This is a genomic window from Dietzia natronolimnaea (assembly GCF_002289575.1).
GTDB lineage: Bacteria > Actinomycetota > Actinomycetes > Mycobacteriales > Mycobacteriaceae > Dietzia > Dietzia natronolimnaea_A.
Genome location: NZ_NTGA01000004.1, coordinates 232,621 through 250,785, shown reverse-complemented (window position 1 = coordinate 250,785; position 18,165 = coordinate 232,621). Strand labels below are relative to the sequence as shown.

Sequence of the window (18,165 nt, the reverse complement as noted above, 5' to 3'; positions counted from 1 at the left end):
GTAACCGCACCTACCACTACTCCCGAGAGTTGAGTGCCGATAATTTAGGTTATGTCATCTCCGCAGTTCAGGCGTGCTCTGCAGTCCGCAACATCGGCGTTTGAAGAGGCAGGTGTTCGAGGCAAGTCACGCACTCCACACGTTGGACATTAACAATCCATCGCACTTTAGACGGGTCGGTCTCGGCGATGCACTGTGCTAATTGTGATTCGAGAATCGGGAACTTCACAGGCGGCCTATTGACTCATTGGGCACCCGCTCGCCCGCTACCCGCCCCCGGAGATCTCCACTAACTCCCATCGTCTGACCGGCCCGGCCGACCGCGCCTGACACATCGTGAAGATCGGTTCGGAGAACGTCTCCCGCAGATGCACCTCGACCGGGCCGGGCGAACCCGCCAGCGTCACCTCCACCTGCCCGTCCGATTCGACGACGCCCAACGGGGCGAAGGCATCGATACGGTCGTCCCCGAACGCCATCCGGGCGTGGTGCTGCGCGACCTGCACGGCCGCCGGGTAGCTGCTGCGCCCACGCAGGAAGCGCGGCACGACCCGCCCTTCGCTGTAGCGGGTGACGATGTCAGCCGGGTCGGCCGCCAGGTCAACGTGGCCGTAGTAGAGCCCGTGCGGGAGCAGGAGCATGGTGGCCGCAAAGCGGTCTCCGCCCAGGTGGGAGCACTCCCACGTCGCCTCCGGGTAGCGCTCGGCGATCAGCGACGTGGCTCGTCGTCCGCGGACAGCGCAGCACTGGTCGTGCTTGCCATGCGCGCAGATAGCCACAAGCGGCTCATCGGTCGGTGTGCCGACGGAGCCGTCGAGGGGGATCTCGGCGTAGCCGTCGGGGCCGTCGACCTCGCCCCACCGCAGCGATTCCTGCCCGGGGCGGGCGTCGGCCAGCGCCCATCGCCAGCGGCGCTGGTCAGAACGCTTGCCGGGACGGCGGATCGCCGCGACTCGGATGTCGGCGGCCTGGGCGCGCTGGGCGATCTGCCGACCCAGCTCGGACGGCAACAGCGCCGGCGACTCGAGCAGCGCCGAATGCCCCCAGGGGCCGCAGAGCTCGAGCATGAGCCAGCGCATTCCCCGCGAGCCTGAACCCTCCAGACGGTCGCCCCGTCGCAGCGCGGACACGCTGCACGGTTCCCAGTCCGCAGGCCTGGTCACAGGATCACCGCCCTCACAGCGCCACCAGCACTGCCTCCCGCAGCAACCGCCGGAGAACCACCAGGCCGTCGTCGGCATCGAGACCCGGCAGCGAACCGGCGCTCACGGGAGCGCCCTCGAGGACGGCGTGCAGGGCGGGTGCGCACACCGCCGGGAAGGAGATCGACTTGGTGGGCAACTTCAGCACGACAGTGTCCGGATTGCCGCCGTCGGAGCCGTCGTAGTCCACCCGCCCGTGCAGCCCGTCGCGCCACTGCACCCGGGTCTCGGGGTCGAGGGTCGCCACGGCGTCGAGGGTGGCCAGCGGGCGGACCGGGGCGGGTCGAGTGAGTTCCAGGTACTGCGTCGCCAGCGCGTCGCCGGCGAGATCGCTGAGCTGATCCTGCTGTTCGGCGATCAACCGGGCCAGCACGTCGAGGACCCCGCGAGTGTGTTCCCCGGTAGAAGCGGCGTCGACCGGGGCGAGCCCGAGCGGCAGCGACGCGCGAAGCTCCTCCTCCGAGGCCAGCGCCTCGATCATCGCCGTCGCGACATCGTGCCCGGTGAAGGGGGCCACGCCCACGGTGAGGTGGATGGAGGTGTCGCCCTGCGCCTCGGCGGAGTGGACCCAGCCGCGCGGCAGGTAGAGGCAGTCCCCCGGCTCGAGCACCGCGTCGATCACCGGCTCGTCCCTCGAACGCTCGGCGATAGCCTCGCGGTGGTCGGTCCAGGGCTGATCAGGCAGCGGGTGGTGGTGGACGGGCTCGTGCACCCGCCACCGCTTGGTGCCGGACACCTGGAGGACGAACACGTCGTGGACGTCGTAGTGCGGATCGAACCCGCGGTTCGCGGGCGGGGTGATGTACGCGTTGGTCTGCACCGGGTGGCCGACATCAGAGGTCATGCCGCGGACGAAGTCGATGATCGGCGGCCAGAACCGGTGCAGGCCCTGCAGGACGATCGTCGCCCCGGCGGCGAACTGCGTGAGCACGCCGTCGGGGTCGATCTGGTCGGGCATCTGCGCGCCGAACCCGCCGGCGCGGGTGAAGCACGCCCGGTCGACGAGCGTGCCCTCCCGCGCCATCCGGACGAAGGGTGTGCGTACCCCTCGTTCGGCGATGATCTCGTCGACCATCTGCGGAGACAGCAGATCGGAGAAGTCGCGTGGCAACTCGGCCGCAGGGGTCAGCAAGGGCCGCTGACCCCACACTTCTGCCGCGAACTCATCCCGCCCGCATGCGACGCACCGCTCGAGCACTACTACTCAGGCCGTGCCGTCGGCGCCGCCATCGGCCCCGTCCGGGTTCGAGCCGCCGTAGGCGACACCCTCGCCCGAGCCGGCCGCGCCGTCGGCTCCACCGTCGTGTCCGCCCGGGTTCGAGCCGCCGTCGGCGGTGCCCTCGCCCTTGTTGGCCGAGCCGTCGGCCCCGCCGTCATGGCCCTGCGGGTTCGAGCCGCCGTCGGCGACTCCCTCGCCCGAGTTGCCGGTGGTCGTCATGTCGTCGTCACTGATAGCCATGTGCGATCCTCTCGTCGGTGCAGGCGTTGACCTGCACGGATTCGTGCGGTGTCGCCAACTGCCCGGACTGGCCCGGACACGATGGGTGCTGCGATTGCCACTATGCCACCGGAGGGACTCGAGGCACGACCGGTCGACGGGCCAGTGCTGGCTCGCTCCTTAACCCCGGCCGCGATGAGATCCGCCAGCGCCGCTGCTACTTCCGGCGGTTCGCCTTGCGGTAGCTCAGAACCGAACCGATGATCCCGGCGACCGCTCCGACCATCCCACCGACCACGGCGCCCTGTGCCGCACCCCCGAGAGGGCCATCCCCCGGTGTCACCGTGACCGAGGGGAAGGGCAGGAGTGGCTGACCGGCGAAGACGGTGTAGGTCATCGCGGCGAACGTCAGGGCCATGAGTGCGCACACCGCGACCATGGTGACCATGGTCGACCTGGCCCCGGACTTCTCGGCGAGGGCGTTGAGGTGGACTCCCCGCCGCCGCGCGTACCACTGGGTGGCCGCCGCGGGCAGGATCGTGAGCACCAGGAGCACCGTCGGCAGCAGGATCAGGCCGAACGCCGCGTTCACGACGGACCCCACCAGCCCCGCGTACAGACCGACCGAGAGTCCGAATGCACTCGCCTCCATGAACACGGTGCGCTCGCGCTCGTCCCCGTACGCCGGGCTGTCGAGATTCATCACCCGGTCCGACAGCCTGTCGAACACGCTGCTGCGCTGATTCATCGGGACTCCTCTTCCAGAGTGAAAAGCTCTTCGACCGACCGCCCCAGGGTCCTCGCGATACGGATCGCCAGATACACCGACGGCGAATAGTCGCCCCGCTCGACCGCGATGATCGTCTGCCTACTGACACCCACCGCCTCGGCGAGCTCGGCCTGGGTGACCCGCTGGACCTTGCGGCACTCCCGGACCGGGTTCGATCCGGCCGCATCGGACTCTCGGACTGCCATGGACCGATGTTAACCAGCCTTGACTTTTCGTGTCAAGAGTAGTTGACCTTCCCGCGAGCGGCGGCTCGGCCCGTTCTGCTGCGGGCGTTGTCGTCGTCATCGAGGGACCGCGCCGTACTTCGCCGCGCAGCTCGTCGCCTGGACCGGCAGCGGCATGGCGCCCGCATACTGGGTCATCGGGGTCTGCGTGATCGGACTCCTCACCGTGTCCACCATCGCCGAGACGGGAAAGAAGGCCCTGCCGAGATGATCCCCACCCCGGGTGACGCCGCCGCTCTGCGCGTGGCCGTCGAGCCGACCCGCGACCCCCACCTCGTCGCCGCGGTGGAGGGCGCGGGTGGGTCGGTGGTCCCGCTCGAGGAGGCGCGGGTCCTGGTGTGGATCGGGGGCCCGGACGGTGTCCCGGCCCTGCCGGACCACGTCGAGTGGGTGGCGTTGAGCACCGCGGGCATCGAACGCTTCGTCGCCGCGGGCGTGCTCGACGACCGCCGGACCTGGACCAACGCCTCCGGCTTCTACGCCCGGGGAGTCGCCGAGCACGCGCTTGCACTCCTGCTCGCGGGCACCCGGCAGGTGGTCCGGTCCGCCCACACACGCTGGGCCAAGGACGCCGTCGATCCGGCCGTGAGAACCCTCCGGGGCGCCTCGGTCGCGATCATCGGCGCCGGCGGAATCGGGCGCGAGCTCGTGCCACTGCTCACCGCGTGCGGAGCGCGGACCCTCGCCGTCACCAGGTCCGGCCGTCCGGTCGAGGGGGCCGCCCTCACCGTTCCGGCCGAACGGACCGAGGAGGTGCTCGCACAGGCCGACCACGTGGTGCTGGCCGCGCCCGACACCCCGGAGACCCGACACCTGATCAACGACCACACCCTGGCGCTGCTACGCCCGCACTCCTGGATCGTCAACGTCGCCCGCGGGCCCCTGATCGACCAGGCGGCCCTGTACCGCGCCCTCACCACGGGATTGATCGAGGGATCCGCACTCGACGTGACGGATCCGGAGCCTCCCGCGCCGGACGACCCGCTGTTCGCCCTCGACAACGTGGTGATCACCCCGCACGTCGCCAACCCGGCCGGGCGGCTCACCGAGGAGATGGCCGGGCCGCTCGCGGAGAACCTGCGCAGATTCGTCCGCGGCGAGGACCTGCTGTCCGTGGTCGAGTTCGGCCGCGGTTACTGACGGCCCACCGGGCACGGGGAGCGCGAGCCGGACCTCGTCGTCGTCCTCCCCTGCGACCTTCGTCGTCGTCGTCGCGCACATCCGCCCGGCACCGGGACGATGATGGGATCATCCGGTGGACACGTCTCACTGTGTCGGACCCGTGGTCCGCGCTCCGACCGTGGAGCGGCACACGGCCACCGCCGAGCAAGGAAAGGTCCCCATGAGCACCACGAGGGACATGGTGTACCTCCCCGGTGGGGAGTTCGTCATGGGCAGCGACCTCGCCTATCCGGAAGAGCGCCCGGCGCACGCGCGACGGGTGGAGGGATTCCACATCGACCGGTCTCCGGTAACAAATGCCCAGTTCGCAGAGTTCGTCCGGGATACCGGCTACATCACGACCGCCGAGACCGCGCCCGACCCGGCGGACTATCCCGGCGCCGACCCCGCCCTCGTCGTGGCCGGATCCCTCCTGTTCGGCCCGCCGGAACACCGGGTTCCACTGGACGACTTCCGACGGTGGTGGAACTACGTACCCGGCACCTCCTGGCGCCACCCCCAGTCGGCCGACGCGGCAGCCGTGGACGACCACCCGGTCGTCCACATCTCCCACCGCGACGCGACGGCCTATGCGGAGTGGGCGGGCCTGGTCCTGCCCACCGAAGCGGAGTGGGAGTTCGCCGCCTGCGGTGGCCGCGGCGAGACCCTGTACCAATGGGGGGACGAGTTCGCGCCGGACGGCCGCGTCATGGCGAACACCTGGCACGGCGAGTTCCCCTGGCAGAACCTGGACCCGCACGGCCACACCCGCACCAGTCCGGTCGGGAGCTACCCGGCCGACGACTTCGGCCTGGTCGACATGATCGGCAACGTCTGGGAATGGACCGACTCCCCCGCGACGGCCTCCCACCACGACGCGGCGACCGTCCCAGGACCGGGGCCCGTGACCGGCCCGGCCTCGTGTTGCAGCCCCGGCGGTGCCACGCCCGGTGTCCACGCCCGCAAGGTCATCAAAGGTGGCTCCCACCTGTGTGCGCCGAACTACTGCCGGAGGTACCGGCCCGCTGCCCGCCAGGGCGAGGACGTGGATTCCTCGACCTCCCATCTGGGATTCCGCTGTATCAGACGGGTCTAAATAAATAAACTATTCCCGCATATCGCACCACAGTCTGTCTTATGTTGGCCCCAGGCGAGAGGCCGGCCCACGGCGTCATCGCGTCCACGGGACAGGAGTTTCTTGACATGAGCGAAGCAGACTCGGGATGGGACGTGGTTCGCGCCGCGACGCAGGAGATTCCCCGCCGCGACTTCATGCTCGGCACCGCCGCGACCGTCGCGGGTGTGCTCGCGTCCACCGGCAGCGGTGGCCCCCGACCACCTGAGCAGCCCGCTCCCGAGGACCCACCGCCGGGACGCTCGGTCCGTCGACCCAACATCATCCTGTTCATCACTGATCAGGAGCGAGCGCCGATGCACTGGCCCGAGGGCTGGGCCGAGGAGAACCTGCCCAACCGCCGCCGCCTGATGGACCACGGGCTCAGCTTCGAGAACGCCTTCTGCGCCACGGCCATGTGCTCGCCGAGCCGGAGCACGTTCTTCACCGGCAAGTACCCGGCCGAGCACGGCGTCACCGCGACCCTCACCGAGGGCGGGACGCTCTCCCCCTTCGAGAACACCCTGCCCACGTCCGAACAGAACATGGCCACGATCCTCGGGTCGGCGGGATACCGCGTGCACTACCGCGGCAAGTGGCACATCAGCAAGGGTGCCGACGGTGGCGGCCCCTCCCCGGACGACATCGCCGACTACGGTTTCCTCGGCTGGCAGGGCCCGGACTTCGGCGGCGACACGGCGGTGGAGAACTTCGGCGGGGGATGTGTGGACAACGACGGCAACGTCATCGACCAGGCCGTCGAGTTCCTGTCCACCGTCGAGCAGAGCGAGGAGCAACCGTTCGCCCTCATCATCTCCCTGGCCAACCCGCACGACATCCTGTCGTTCCCCAAGTCGTGGGACCAGCAGGACGGGGAGTGCGACAACTACGGTTCCGCGGCCCCCGGCGCCTTCCTGCAGGGAATCGACCTCCCGCCGTCGTACACCGAGCGGCTTGCGCTCAACCACAAGCCCTCAGCCCAGGTGCAGTCCCAGCTCCTCATCGCCGGCGGCCTGGGGCCCCTGCCCACCGAGCGGGGCGCCCGCGACTACGCCAACTTCTACGCCTACCTCCACACCGTGGTCGACCAGCACCTCGGGACCGTGCTCGACGTTCTGGACTCACGTCCCGAAGTGCGCGACCGCACGACCTTCTTCCGCATCTCCGATCACGGCGAGATGGGGATGTCCCACGGCGGACTCCGGCAGAAGGCCTTCAACGCCTACGACGAGACACTGCGGGTCCCGCTGATCGTGAGTAATCCGGTCATGTTCCCGCAGCCGGTGAGGACAGACGCGCTGGCGTCGCTGGTCGACCTCATGCCCACCATGGCGGAACTCGCGGAGGTCCCGGATCCCGGCGCCTGGACCTTCCGCGGCACGAGCCTCGCGCCCGTGATCGCCGCGGCCGTCGCCACCCCGGCCACGCCCACCGTGTCGGTGCAGGACAGCGTGATGTTCACCTTCGACGACCAGAACGCCGCCGCCGCGAACGGACAGGACATCGTCACCCAGCCCAACCACATCCGTGCGATCCGGGATCAGAGGTACAAGTACGCCGTGTACTTCGACCCGGCCGGGGCCGTACTGCCCCAGACCGAGTTGTACGACACCTTTGTCGACCCGGACGAGCTCCGGAACCTCGCCGACCCCACCGCCCCGCTCCAGTTCCGCCCCGACCTCGTGGCCATGATGCAGGCGAGGTTGATGGAGAGGATGCAGGAGACGCACACCATGCCCGACGTGTGGCCGACGGGCTCGGTGACCGGTTCGCTACCGGGCACGGGGTCGGGCTCGGTACCGCTGCCCGCGCCGATGTCCTGAGAGCACGTCCACCCGAGCCGGGCGCCGCGGCGCGATGCCGCAGCGCCCGAGCCGGTAGTGCGACCGATTACTTGACCAGCAACTCCGCGATCTGGATGGTGTTGAGCGCGGCGCCCTTGCGCAGGTTGTCGCCCGACACCATGAGGTTGAGCCCGCGATTGCCCTCGATCGAGAAGTCCTGCCGGATGCGGCCCACCAGCGACTCGTCGACGCCCGCCGCGTCCAGCGGAGTCGGAACGTCCACCACCTTCACGCCGGCCGCCTCCGACAGCAGCTCGCGCGCCTGCTCGGGGGTGATGTCCCGCTCGAACTCGGCGTTGATGCTCAGCGTGTGACCGGTGAACACGGGCACGCGCACGCAGGTGCCGGCCACGCGCAGCTCCGGCAGACCGAGGATCTTGCGCGACTCGTTGCGCAGCTTCTGTTCCTCGTCGGTCTCCTCGGACCCGTCGTCGACGAGCGCGCCCGCCATCGGCAGCACGTTGAACGCGATGGGCGCGGTGTACGGCCCGGTGTCGTCCACGCTCAGCGCCTGCCCGTCGTGCACGAGCTCGTGGCCCGCACCGATACTGCCGGTCACCTGGTCGTTGAGCGTGTCGACTCCCGCGAGGCCCGATCCGGAGACCGCCTGGTAGGTCGAGACGACGAGCCGCTGCAGCCCGGCGGCGTCGTGGAGCACCTTGAGCACCGGCATCGCGGCCATGGTGGTGCAGTTGGGGTTGGCGATGATGCCCTTGGGCGGGCTCTGCGCGGCCTCGGGATTGACCTCGGAGACGACCAGCGGGACGTCGGGGTCCTTGCGCCACGCGCTGGAATTATCGACGACGACGGCGCCGGCCGCCGCGAACCTTGGCGCCTGCTCCTTGGACATCGTGCCGCCGGCCGAGAAGAGGGCGATGTCGATGCCCGCGAGCTCCTCGTCGGTGGTCGCGGCGGTGTCCTCGACCACGATGTCCTCGCCACGGAACGGCAGAGTGGTGCCCGCCGACCGTGCGGAGGCGAAGAACCGCACCTTGTCGGCCGGGAACTCCCGCTCCTCCAGCAGGGCGCGCATCACGCGTCCCACCTGGCCCGTGGCTCCGACTACGGCGACAGTGGTCATCGAAAAGGTCAACTCCTGGTGTTCTCGTGGCCTGGGGTGGCTCGGCGGTCGGCCACCCGCGGGTGGGAACTCCACCCTGCGCTCGGGTCGGCCGATGATCGCCCAGTCTACCGGCCCCGAGAAGGCCCTCCAGCGACTCTCGTCACACCGCCCCCGCGACTCCGCAGCCCACGCCCGATCTCGCATCGCCGACCAACGAGAAGACTGTTCGGCCCACATCGGCCGAAAGGGAGTGTGCGAAACGTCCTTTTCGATGGGCCGGCGGGCCCGATGCTCCACAGGGCCGGCGGGCCCGATGCTCCACAGGGCCGCCCGTCTCCACAGACTATGCCGAAATCGCGGGAGGGACGAGGGATGCCACGCTCGTCGTCGTCGACGCTTGCCCCATGCGCCCCGACCCGTCACCCCGCCGCACCCGCGACCTCGTCCCCGAACGCGGGCGGCGCCTGCACTCCAGCGGCCTCGTCCCGCACCACCGCGGCCTGTGGGTCCCGCGCACCGCCGACCGCCACCACCCGCTCACCCGGATCACGGCGATCACCGCGCTGTACCCCGGCGCGATCGCGACAGGATGGCTGGCCGCCGACGCACACGGCCACCCGTTCCCGCCGCGGGACTACCCCGACGAGTTCGCCGCCGGCTCGACGCGGGTACGTCGGCCCGGCATGATCGGTCGCCAGTACACGATCCCACGGGAACACGTGTGCCACCTGACCGGAACCGCGGGTGCCGGCCTGGCCGCGAGCCCCGCGTGGGCGCTGTTCGACATCGCGCGGCGAGGTGACCTGACGGACGCCGTCTGCGCGCTGGATGCGGGTCCGTCCATCGGCGTCGACCCGGAGCTCGACGTCCGGCCACTCGCGATGAACCCCCGACGGATCCCCGGCAAACGCCAGGTCCTGGCGGCGCTCGACCTGTGTGACACCGGCGCCCAGTCACCGTGGGAGACGCGGACCCGACTGCTCCTGATGAATCACGGTCTCACGGGGTTCCAGACGCAGGTGCCCGTGCCCGGCCTTCCGTATCACCTCGACCTCGGGCGCCGGGAGCTCAAGGTCGGCGTCGAGTACGACGGTGAACACCACCGCGACCCGGCGCAACACGCCAAGGACCTCACCCGCTGGAACCGACTTCGTCGCGCGGGATGGCTGGTCTACCCCCTCACCACCACGATGGTCACCCGCGACGCGCAGGCGACCGCCGCCGATATCCGGGCCGGCGTCCGCGAGCGCGGCGGCTGACGGCAGTGCGCCGACGAAAAGACAGTTCCGCACACTCGCTCTCGGGCGATGTGTGCGGAACTGTCTTCTCGACTTGGGGGCGCCGGGAGGGGAGCGCCGGGAGGGCGAGGGGCGCCGGGCCCGGGTCAGCGGCCGGTGCCGGCGTAGACCTGGGCCTCCTCCTCGCCGCCCAGCTCGAACGCGGCGTGCAGGGCGCGGACGCTGTCGGGGAGCTCGTCCTCGCGGACCAGCGCCGAGATGCGAATCTCCGAGGTCGAGATGAGCTCGATGTTGACCCCGGCCTCGGACAGCGACTCGCAGAACGTCGCGGTGACGCCCGGGTGCGACTTCATGCCGGCGCCCACCAGGGAGACCTTGCCCACGTTGTCGTCGTAGAGCACCTGGTCGATCCCGAGATCGTCCTTGGCCTGTGAGAGCACCTCGACGGCCCTGGCCCCGACCTCGCGCGGGCAGGTGAAGGTGATGTCGGTCTTGCCCTCGGCCTTGGAGACGTTCTGCAGGACCATGTCGATGTTGATCTCGGCGTCGGCCACCACGCGGAAGATCTTGGCGGCGTACCCCGGCTGGTCGGGGATCCCGACGACCGTGATCTTGGCCTCCGAGGCATCGTGAGCGACTCCGGTCAGGACTGCGTCTTCCACGGGGATGTCCTCCACTTTTCCGGCCACGAGCGTGCCCGGGTTGGTCGAATACGACGAGCGCACGCGCAGGGGCACGTGGTACCGGCGGGCGAACTCGACGCTCCGCAGGTTGAGGATCTTCGAGCCGACGGCCGCCATCTCGAGCATCTCCTCGTACGAGATGGAGTCGAGCTTGCGGGCGTCGGAGACGATCCGGGGGTCAGCGGTGTAGATGCCGTCGACGTCCGAGTAGATCTCGCAGACGTCGGCGCCGAGGGCCGAGGCCATGGCGACCGCGGTGGTGTCGGACCCGCCCCGGCCGAGGGTCGTGACGTCCCGGGTCTCGCGGGACACGCCCTGGAACCCGGCGACCAGGGCGATCTTGCCCTGGTCGAGGGCGTCGCGGACCCGCCCCGGTGTGATGTCGATGATCCGGCTGTCGCCGTGCCTGGTGGTGGTGATGATCCCGGCCTGGGAGCCGGTGAACGAGTAGGCCTCCATCCCGAACGAGCTGATGGCCATGGCCAGCAGCGCGTTGGAGATCCTCTCGCCCGAGGTCAGCAGCATGTCCATCTCGCGCTGCGGTGGGGCGGGGCAGACCTGGTCGGCCAGGTCCAACAACTCGTCGGTCGTGTCCCCCATCGCGGAGGCGACGACGACGACGTCGTTGCCCGCCTTCTTGGTCTCGACGATCCGTTCGGCCACCCGACGGATACGTTCTGCGGACTCCACGGAGGAGCCGCCGTACTTCTGCACTACGAGTGCCACGCGGTCACACCCTTCCGGTGTTGATCGGCTTAACGCAGCCCTACTTTACGGGAGGTGTTTACTCATCATCGATGACAGAAACATGGTTGGCCGTCCTCCTGGCCCTCGCCGCCGCCCTCAGCCAGGCCTTCGGCACCGTGATGCGGCATCGCACCAAGGGGCGCGCCGGCGGCCGGCTCGAGGGCCGGTTCGGCGTCCTGGCCAGCAGATACTGGTGGTCCGGGATGGCGATCAGCCTGGCCGGGTTCGCCTTCCAGGGCGGGGCGCTGGCATTCGGTTCGCTCATCCTCGTGCAGACCATCACCGTCCTCTCACTGACTTTCGCCCTTCCCCTCGGGGCCTGGGTGACCGGCCGCCGTGTCACCAAGACCGAACTGTTCTGGGGGTATGTCCTGGCGGGATGCGTGGTCGTCCTGGTGATCTACGGACGTCCCATGGGGGGCGACGACCACCCGCCCTGGTACGAGTGGGCGCTCGCGTGCGCGGGCGGACTCGTGGCCATCGCCGTGTTGCTGCGCTTGTCGCGCAACCGTCGGCGCAACGGCAACCGGGCGCTCCTGCTGGGGGTGGCCGGCGGTCTCGCGTTCGCGTATGTCGCGCTGCTCACCAAGGGTGTCGCCGACCGCTGGTATTCGGGCGGGCTGGTCGAGGTGTTCACCACGGGCGAGGTTTACGGGCTGGTGGCGGCGGCGGTGATCGCGCTGACGCTGCAGCAGATGTCGTTCTCGGTGGGGGCGGTGCACCAGGCGGTGCCCGCCTCGACCGTCACCACGCCCGTCGTGGCGCTGGGGCTGGGGGTGGTGGTGCTGGGCGAGTGGTTCACCGTCGACGGCGCCGAACTCGCGATCCTCGCCGCGACCCTGGTGTTGATGGTGGTGGCCACCGTGCAGCTGGCCAACAAGGAGGTCGATGCCGAGCCACAGCCGGACCCGGGCGGCGCGGGCGACTCGGACGCGGTCGGCCCCGGGGTAACGCGGCCGCCGCCGGTGCCGGGGTAACGCGGCCGCAGCCGCCCGCGATTCCAGAGCCATGAGGACCCACCCCGAGCGGCAGCGCACGTCGATCCCATCACTTAAGCTGAGCCTCATGCGCCTCACCCGCCCCAGTGGCACCTTGAGCAACAGCTGTGCCGACTTGGGCCGGCGAACCCCCCGCCGCGCACCCCGGCTCGTGGCGACCGCGCTCGCCTCCGCCGCCGCGATCCTCACCCCCCTCGTCGTCTCCGCCCCCACCGCCGGGGCGGTGGTCAACGGCGCACCCTCCGGACCCGCCCCGTGGGCCGTGCAGATCACGACGTTCAGCGGCGTCCCCGGAACCCCGTGCTCGGGAGTGGTCGTGGCACCGTACTGGGTGGCCACGGCGAAACACTGCGGGCCCGCCAACCCGACCGCGTACACCCTGGGGTTCGGCAACCAGGCGACCGTGCCCGGAGGGTTCGCCGAGACCGCCTCGCTCGCCAGCCCGCCGATCGTCGGCGCGTTCGGCTCCCTCGACTCCGGCAGCCTCGGGCGCCACACCCCCGTCGCCGCCTACCACGCACCCGCAGGTGACGTCATGCTGCTCAAGCTGGCACATCCGGCGCCGTCGCCGTCGGTCAAACGCGCCGGCAGGGATCCCATACCCGGCGACGTGCTGCGGTTCCACGGCTTCGGCGAGACCACCCCCCGCGGCCAGCGGTCGGCCGAGCTCCGGACCGGCCTCACCCGCCTCGAGCGGATGGAGCCGCGGGCGGGATCCTGGATCGGCCGGTCCCACACCACCCAGGGCGGGTACGGGTTGGGGGACTCCGGGGGGCCCGTGTTCCACGGTGACCTCCTGGTGGGCATCCACTCGGGATCCGACCACGCACGCCGCCAGCCTAACGGGACCAATCCGGCCTGGTACGAGTCGATCCCGTTCCAGAACGGGTGGATCAACTGGATGATCGCCAACCGATGACGCAGACGGTCCGGTCGCACCCAGCCCCCACGCTCCCGCGCCGGACCGCCCGCGTTTTTGTCACACTGAGCTGATGACCTCGCCGGAGCAACCGGAGCTCGTGATCCGTCGCGCCTCACGCGGCGATCTCGACCTGGTCCTGTCCGTCGACGACCTGTTCCGCTACCCACCCACCGCGGAGTGGACCCGGGACTTCCTCGACAACGGATCCAACCTCCTGCTGCTGGCGTTTCACGACGACGTCCCCGTGGGGATGCTCGTGGCCGTGGAGACCGGCTACATGGGCGCCAGCCCCGACCTGTTCGTCTACGGCATCCGCGTGAGCGAACCGTTTCGCGGCCGCGGGATCGCCCACCGCCTGGTCGACAAGGCCCGCGACATCGCCGAGGAGGCCGGCTGTCGCAGCCTCTGGGGTTCGATGCAGCACGACCGGGACCCGGGCGCGGACTCCCCCCTCACCCCGCCCGAGGCGACGACGGGGGCTGCGGGGTCCACGGGATCCACACAGTCCACGACCTTCGTCATCCCGATTCCGTGACCCGTCCCGGATCGGTGTATGGTGACCCCCATGCAGCGCGTGCTCCTTCTTGGGTGCCGCGGCGGGGCCCGCTGAGGCGGACCGGCTCCCCGTCGCGGGATCTCGTCGCGCCGGTCCGATCCCCACAGATCGATTCCACGGAAGTAGAGCCCCGCAATGAACCCCGCTGACGCATTCGTCTCGTCGTCGTCGACCATCTCTCCCCCCTCGAAGCCCGGACGCCCCGACCAACCGTCGTGGAACCGACAGAAGGGCTCCTCGATGCCGGCCCACCGCTACCGGCCGTTCGCCGAGGAGGTCGAGGACGTCTCGCTGCCCGACCGCACCTGGCCGGACAAGGTCATCACCCACGCGCCCCAGTGGTGCGCCGTGGACCTGCGGGACGGCAACCAGGCCCTGATCGACCCCATGAGCCCGGCCCGCAAGCGTCGGATGTTCGAGCTGCTGGTCCGCATGGGCTACAAGGAGATCGAGGTCGGGTTCCCGTCGGCGTCGCAGACGGACTACGACTTCGTCCGCGAGATCATCGAGGACGACGCGATCCCGGAGGACGTGACCATCCAGGTGCTGGTGCAGTGCCGCGAGGATCTGATCCGCCGCACGTTCGAGGCCTGCGAGGGCGCGTCCAACGTGATCGTGCACTTCTACAACTCCACCTCGATCCTGCAGCGCAAGGTGGTGTTCCGTAAGGACCGCGACGCGATCAAGAAGATCGCCACCGACGCCGCGGAGCTGGTCACCACCATCGCGAAGGACTACCCGGACACCACCTGGCGCTGGGAGTACTCCCCCGAGTCTTTCACCGGGACCGAGCTCGCGTTCTCCAAGGAGATCTGCGACGTCGTCACCGAGGTCGTGGGGGCCACGCCGGAGAACCCGATCATACTCAACCTGCCGGCGACCGTCGAGATGGCCACGCCCAACGTGTACGCCGACCAGATCGAGTGGATGCACCGCAATCTCGCGCGTCGCGACGCCACCATCCTCTCGCTGCACCCGCATAACGACCGCGGCACCGGCGTCGCCGCCGCCGAGCTGGCGTTCCAGGCCGGCGCCGACCGCATCGAGGGCTGCCTGTTCGGCAACGGCGAGCGCACCGGCAACGTCTGCCTGGTCACGCTGGGCATGAACCTGCTCACCCGCGGTGTCGACCCGCAGATCAACTTCTCGGACATGGACGAGATCCGCCGGACCGTCGAGTACGCCAACCAGCTGCGCGTGCCCGAGCGCCACCCGTACGGCGGCGACCTGGTGTTCACCGCCTTCTCGGGCTCGCACCAGGACGCGATCAACAAGGGTTTCGACGCCCTGCAGGCCGAGGCCGACGCCCGCGGCGAGGACATCACCGACATCACCTGGGAGGTCCCGTACCTGCCCGTGGACCCCAAGGACGAGGGCCGCACTTACGAGGCCGTGATCCGCGTGAACTCGCAGTCCGGCAAGGGCGGCGTGGCCTACATCATGAAGAGCGACTACGGCCTGCAGCTGCCGCGGCGCCTCCAGATGGAGTTCTCCGCGCTGGTGCAGAGCGTCACCGACTCCGAGGGCGGCGAGGTCACGCCCAAGCAGATGTGGGACATCTTCACGCTGGAGTACCTGGACCGCATCTCGCCCATGGAGCGCATGTCCCAGCACCTCGTGCCCGCAGAGACCGACGACGGTGTGGACTCGATCGACGCCGTGGTCAAGTGGAAGGGCGAGACCAAGGAGTTGACCGGGTCCGGTAACGGCCCCCTGGCGGCGTTCGTCGCCGCGCTCAACGAGATGTTCGACGACGAGGTGCGCATCCTCGACTACTCCGAGCACGCGATGACCGCCGGCGACGATGCCACCGCGGCCGCGTATGTGGAGGTGCAGTTCGGCAACCGGGTGTTCTGGGGAGTCGGCCGGGCCGGTTCCATCACCACCGCGACACTGCGGGCCGTGGTCTCGGCCGTCAACCGCGCGTACGCCGACGAGGCCGTCGACTCCGAGGACACCGTGGGCAGCATCGAGGGCGCCCGCACCTGGGCCCCCTGACCGCTCGGGGCCCGCACACCGGGCCCGGCCCCGCCCCGGCGCCCGCACCCTGGGCGCGGTACCCGCCCCGGCGCCCGCACCCTGGGCGCGGTACCCGCCCCGGCGCCCGCACCCTGGGCCCCAGCTGGGCCCGGCCCCGACCAGAAGAGCGTTCGGCACACATCGCCCGAGAAGCGGTGTGCGGAACGCTCTTCTCGTTGGCGGGGCAGCAGGGGTCGTGCGGGACAGCCTCGCGGAGCGGCGGACCGCGGGGGCGGGGCCCGCCGTGCATGGCCCCGAAGTCCCCAATTTCGCCCCCTGAGTAACAGTGTTCCCATGTATCACTGTGGTAACAATTATCTCGATTTGGTTACGTCGAGCGCGTAATGTGTCCGGTGATCGCGCCGATATGCCAGGCGTCACTTTTCTGCAGTACGAGTCTGGAGTGCCCCCTTATGCCCGTTTCACGCCGTGGGTTCCTCGCCGCCGCGTCAGTCGGCGTCGGCGTCGCTGTCGCCTCCTCCGTTCGTGGCCCCCTCGCCGGGGCCAATCCGTTCGACACCGGTTCCCTCGGCATGGCGCAGGATCTGCTCCAGTCCGTCCCGACAGGCAGCGGGATGATCCAGCCGAACGGCCCGCTCGGCTACGTCGGAGTGACCTTCCCGAGCGCCGAGGAGATCGCGGGTCGCATCCGCTTCGCGTTCCCCGACGGCTCCGTGGGCGACTGGCTCCCGCTCGAGGCGATGGATTCCGCTCCGGACAGCGGCAGCACGCCCGCCTCCGATCTCATCGCGGCGCCGGAGGGCTCCGTGGGCTACGAGGTGGACGCACCCGCGGGCGCCCGTGCCACCGCGTTCGACGACGGACGTGGCGCACCGCGCAACTACAGCCTGGGCAGCGTCGGCACGCTCGGACTGCCGATCATCCCGCGGGCGGCCTGGGGCGCCGGTGACGTCTCGGGGAACCGCTGGGCGCCGCAGTTCTTCCCGGCGCAGGCGATCACCATCCACCACACGGCCTCGCCCGTCGGACCGGACCGCGCCGCCAGCGTCCGCGCGATATACAACTACCACGCCAACACGCTGGGCTGGGGCGACGTCGGGTACCACCTGCTCATCGACCCGGAGGGCCGGATCTACCAGGGCCGCGGCGGAACCGTGGGCGGGACCCCGGTCTTCCAGGTGCCCCCGGTCGCCGGTATCGCTCCCCCGGTGGTCACCGCGGGCCACACGGGTGGCGTCAACAACGGCAACATCGGCGTGTGCGTCCTGGGTGATTTCACCGGGGCGCCGCCGACCGCCGCAGCCGTGGGCGCGACCATCGACTGCGTTCGCGCCCTGTGTTCGGCCACCGGCATCAACCCGCGCGGCGGGATCACCTACCGCAACCCGCAGGGCGGGGCCACGCGCAATATGCCGGCCGTCTCGGGTCACCGCGACTGGGGCGGGACCGCCTGCCCGGGTAACTCGTTCTACCCGCAGATGCAGTTCATCCGCGACGTCGCCGCACGCAACTGGGTCCCGAGTGCCGTCTCCTCGGCCGCCTTCGGGTCCTGAGTCAGGTCCGACCGACCCGCTTCACCCATCGAAAAGAGCGTTCCGAACCTCCCCACTCGCGGGATGTGTTCGGAACGCTCTTCTCGTTGCATGAGGCCGGCGGGGCGACCCCGGGTGACGGCGGGGCTCCCCACGCAGCCAGCGCGCTCCACCTCGGCAGCCACACGCGCCCGCCCCACGACAGGCCGGGCGCGGCGGCCTGACCCGACAGCGGCGGGTCAGTCGCGGGCGCGCGTGGGCAGCACCATGCCGAGCACCCAGTTGACCAGGCCGATCACGATCGCCCCGAAGAACGCCGCCCAGAACCCGCTCACGTGATATTCGGCGCCGAACGGCTGGAACGTCGTGGTGACCCAGCTGGTGAGCATCAGCATCAGAGCGTTGATCACCAGCAGGAACAGCCCCAGCGTGAGGATGGTCAGCGGCAGCGACAGCAACTGCACGATGGGCTTGACCACCGCGTTGATCAGCGTGAACACCACGGCCACGATGAGCAGCGCCGCGATGGTCGGCACGCTCACCTCGTTGTCGACGGCGCCGGCGTCGATCCCGGCGTCCCCGGCGGTCTCGTACAGGGAGATCCCCGGCACGAGCAGTGTCGCCACCCACAGGGCGACGGCGTTGACTATCAGTCCCAGTACCAGCGCCATGC

Annotated in this window: 17 protein-coding genes; 9 read left to right on the top strand and 8 right to left on the bottom strand. The window is 69.9% G+C overall.

Annotated features, from left to right (window positions below; genetic code table 11):
• Positions 1 to 266 precede the first annotated feature (266 nt).
• From CEY15_RS02760 to CEY15_RS02740, 5 genes are all read right to left on the bottom strand, one after another.
• Entirely contained in the window at positions 267 to 1,079 is an 813-nt protein-coding gene (locus CEY15_RS02760) for a sucrase ferredoxin (RefSeq protein ID WP_095717179.1), read from the bottom strand.
• A gap of 97 nt (positions 1,080 to 1,176) precedes the next feature.
• A complete protein-coding gene (locus tag CEY15_RS02755) occupies positions 1,177 to 2,400 on the bottom strand; it encodes a cupin domain-containing protein (protein ID WP_095717178.1) in 1,224 nt (407 codons plus the stop codon).
• 6 nt (positions 2,401 to 2,406) lie between these two features.
• On the bottom strand, positions 2,407 to 2,661 hold the full coding sequence (locus CEY15_RS02750; RefSeq protein ID WP_095717177.1) for a BatC protein: 255 nt from the start codon (positions 2,659 to 2,661) through the stop codon (positions 2,407 to 2,409).
• 196 nt (positions 2,662 to 2,857) lie between these two features.
• Positions 2,858 to 3,388: a hypothetical protein gene (locus tag CEY15_RS02745; RefSeq protein ID WP_095717176.1), complete on the bottom strand. Its 531-nt coding sequence runs from the start codon at positions 3,386 to 3,388 to the stop codon at positions 2,858 to 2,860.
• A complete protein-coding gene (locus tag CEY15_RS02740) occupies positions 3,385 to 3,615 on the bottom strand; it encodes a helix-turn-helix transcriptional regulator (protein ID WP_095717175.1) in 231 nt (76 codons plus the stop codon). Before CEY15_RS02740 ends, CEY15_RS02745 begins: the two co-directional genes overlap by 4 nt.
• A gap of 246 nt (positions 3,616 to 3,861) precedes the next feature.
• Between CEY15_RS02740 and CEY15_RS02730 the strand changes: the two genes are divergently transcribed.
• The 3 genes from CEY15_RS02730 to CEY15_RS02720 all read left to right on the top strand — a co-directional run bounded on the left by CEY15_RS02730 (position 3,862) and on the right by CEY15_RS02720 (position 7,752).
• Positions 3,862 to 4,794: an NAD(P)-dependent oxidoreductase gene (locus tag CEY15_RS02730; RefSeq protein ID WP_095717174.1), complete on the top strand. Its 933-nt coding sequence runs from the start codon at positions 3,862 to 3,864 to the stop codon at positions 4,792 to 4,794.
• A 202-nt stretch (positions 4,795 to 4,996) separates the two neighbouring features.
• Entirely contained in the window at positions 4,997 to 5,911 is a 915-nt protein-coding gene (locus CEY15_RS02725) for a formylglycine-generating enzyme family protein (protein WP_245847151.1), read from the top strand.
• Positions 5,912 to 6,018: 107 nt separating this feature from the next.
• Positions 6,019 to 7,752: a sulfatase-like hydrolase/transferase gene (locus CEY15_RS02720; protein WP_095717173.1), complete on the top strand. Its 1,734-nt coding sequence runs from the start codon at positions 6,019 to 6,021 to the stop codon at positions 7,750 to 7,752.
• Between the two features lie 67 nt (positions 7,753 to 7,819).
• On the opposite strand, the gene CEY15_RS02715 is transcribed toward CEY15_RS02720, so the two are convergent.
• Complete coding sequence (locus CEY15_RS02715; RefSeq protein WP_095717172.1) at positions 7,820 to 8,854, bottom strand: aspartate-semialdehyde dehydrogenase; 1,035 nt, start codon at positions 8,852 to 8,854, stop codon at positions 7,820 to 7,822.
• Positions 8,855 to 9,240: 386 nt separating this feature from the next.
• Between CEY15_RS02715 and CEY15_RS02710 the strand changes: the two genes are divergently transcribed.
• Complete coding sequence (locus CEY15_RS02710) at positions 9,241 to 10,095, top strand: endonuclease domain-containing protein (protein ID WP_095717171.1); 855 nt, start codon at positions 9,241 to 9,243, stop codon at positions 10,093 to 10,095.
• Positions 10,096 to 10,220: 125 nt separating this feature from the next.
• On the opposite strand, the gene CEY15_RS02705 is transcribed toward CEY15_RS02710, so the two are convergent.
• Complete coding sequence (locus CEY15_RS02705) at positions 10,221 to 11,483, bottom strand: aspartate kinase (RefSeq protein ID WP_095717170.1); 1,263 nt, start codon at positions 11,481 to 11,483, stop codon at positions 10,221 to 10,223.
• Between the two features lie 71 nt (positions 11,484 to 11,554).
• Here CEY15_RS02705 and CEY15_RS02700 point away from each other — a divergent pair, with 71 nt between their 5' ends.
• The 5 genes from CEY15_RS02700 to CEY15_RS02680 all read left to right on the top strand — a co-directional run bounded on the left by CEY15_RS02700 (position 11,555) and on the right by CEY15_RS02680 (position 17,513).
• Positions 11,555 to 12,481 (top strand): DMT family transporter, encoded by a 927-nt coding sequence (locus CEY15_RS02700; protein ID WP_095717169.1) that lies wholly within the window; start codon positions 11,555 to 11,557, stop codon positions 12,479 to 12,481.
• 172 nt (positions 12,482 to 12,653) lie between these two features.
• Positions 12,654 to 13,421: a trypsin-like serine protease gene (locus CEY15_RS02695; RefSeq protein WP_095717168.1), complete on the top strand. Its 768-nt coding sequence runs from the start codon at positions 12,654 to 12,656 to the stop codon at positions 13,419 to 13,421.
• Positions 13,422 to 13,494: 73 nt separating this feature from the next.
• Positions 13,495 to 13,959 (top strand): GNAT family N-acetyltransferase, encoded by a 465-nt coding sequence (locus CEY15_RS02690; protein WP_095717167.1) that lies wholly within the window; start codon positions 13,495 to 13,497, stop codon positions 13,957 to 13,959.
• A 156-nt stretch (positions 13,960 to 14,115) separates the two neighbouring features.
• Positions 14,116 to 15,978, top strand: a complete 1,863-nt coding sequence (gene leuA / locus CEY15_RS02685; RefSeq protein ID WP_095717166.1) for a 2-isopropylmalate synthase — start codon at positions 14,116 to 14,118, stop codon at positions 15,976 to 15,978.
• A 434-nt stretch (positions 15,979 to 16,412) separates the two neighbouring features.
• A complete protein-coding gene (locus CEY15_RS02680) occupies positions 16,413 to 17,513 on the top strand; it encodes a peptidoglycan recognition protein family protein (RefSeq protein WP_017836358.1) in 1,101 nt (366 codons plus the stop codon).
• Positions 17,514 to 17,731: 218 nt separating this feature from the next.
• Here the strand turns inward: CEY15_RS02680 and CEY15_RS02675 are convergent, their stop codons facing one another.
• Positions 17,732 to 18,163 carry a phage holin family protein gene (locus CEY15_RS02675; RefSeq protein ID WP_095717165.1) on the bottom strand — a complete coding sequence of 144 codons (432 nt, stop codon included), beginning with the start codon at positions 18,161 to 18,163 and terminating at the stop codon, positions 17,732 to 17,734.
• Positions 18,164 to 18,165 lie beyond the last annotated feature (2 nt).

What these genes read in the sequence shown, in the direction of transcription:
- CEY15_RS02760 (WP_095717179.1), bottom strand. Translation starts at nt 1,079, where the DNA reads ATGCGCTGGCTCATGCTCGAGCTCTGCGGCCCCTGGGGGCATTCGGCG.
- leuA (WP_095717166.1), top strand. Translation starts at nt 14,116, where the DNA reads ATGAACCCCGCTGACGCATTCGTCTCGTCGTCGTCGACCATCTCTCCC.
- CEY15_RS02710 (WP_095717171.1), top strand. Translation starts at nt 9,241, where the DNA reads ATGCGCCCCGACCCGTCACCCCGCCGCACCCGCGACCTCGTCCCCGAA.
- CEY15_RS02715 (WP_095717172.1), bottom strand. Translation starts at nt 8,854, where the DNA reads ATGACCACTGTCGCCGTAGTCGGAGCCACGGGCCAGGTGGGACGCGTG.
- CEY15_RS02675 (WP_095717165.1), bottom strand. Translation starts at nt 18,163, where the DNA reads ATGGCGCTGGTACTGGGACTGATAGTCAACGCCGTCGCCCTGTGGGTG.
- CEY15_RS02740 (WP_095717175.1), bottom strand. Translation starts at nt 3,615, where the DNA reads ATGGCAGTCCGAGAGTCCGATGCGGCCGGATCGAACCCGGTCCGGGAG.
- CEY15_RS02745 (WP_095717176.1), bottom strand. Translation starts at nt 3,388, where the DNA reads ATGAATCAGCGCAGCAGCGTGTTCGACAGGCTGTCGGACCGGGTGATG.
- CEY15_RS02690 (WP_095717167.1), top strand. Translation starts at nt 13,495, where the DNA reads ATGACCTCGCCGGAGCAACCGGAGCTCGTGATCCGTCGCGCCTCACGC.
- CEY15_RS02700 (WP_095717169.1), top strand. Translation starts at nt 11,555, where the DNA reads ATGACAGAAACATGGTTGGCCGTCCTCCTGGCCCTCGCCGCCGCCCTC.
- CEY15_RS02750 (WP_095717177.1), bottom strand. Translation starts at nt 2,661, where the DNA reads ATGGCTATCAGTGACGACGACATGACGACCACCGGCAACTCGGGCGAG.
- CEY15_RS02730 (WP_095717174.1), top strand. Translation starts at nt 3,862, where the DNA reads ATGATCCCCACCCCGGGTGACGCCGCCGCTCTGCGCGTGGCCGTCGAG.
- CEY15_RS02680 (WP_017836358.1), top strand. Translation starts at nt 16,413, where the DNA reads ATGCCCGTTTCACGCCGTGGGTTCCTCGCCGCCGCGTCAGTCGGCGTC.
- CEY15_RS02725 (WP_245847151.1), top strand. Translation starts at nt 4,997, where the DNA reads ATGAGCACCACGAGGGACATGGTGTACCTCCCCGGTGGGGAGTTCGTC.
- CEY15_RS02720 (WP_095717173.1), top strand. Translation starts at nt 6,019, where the DNA reads ATGAGCGAAGCAGACTCGGGATGGGACGTGGTTCGCGCCGCGACGCAG.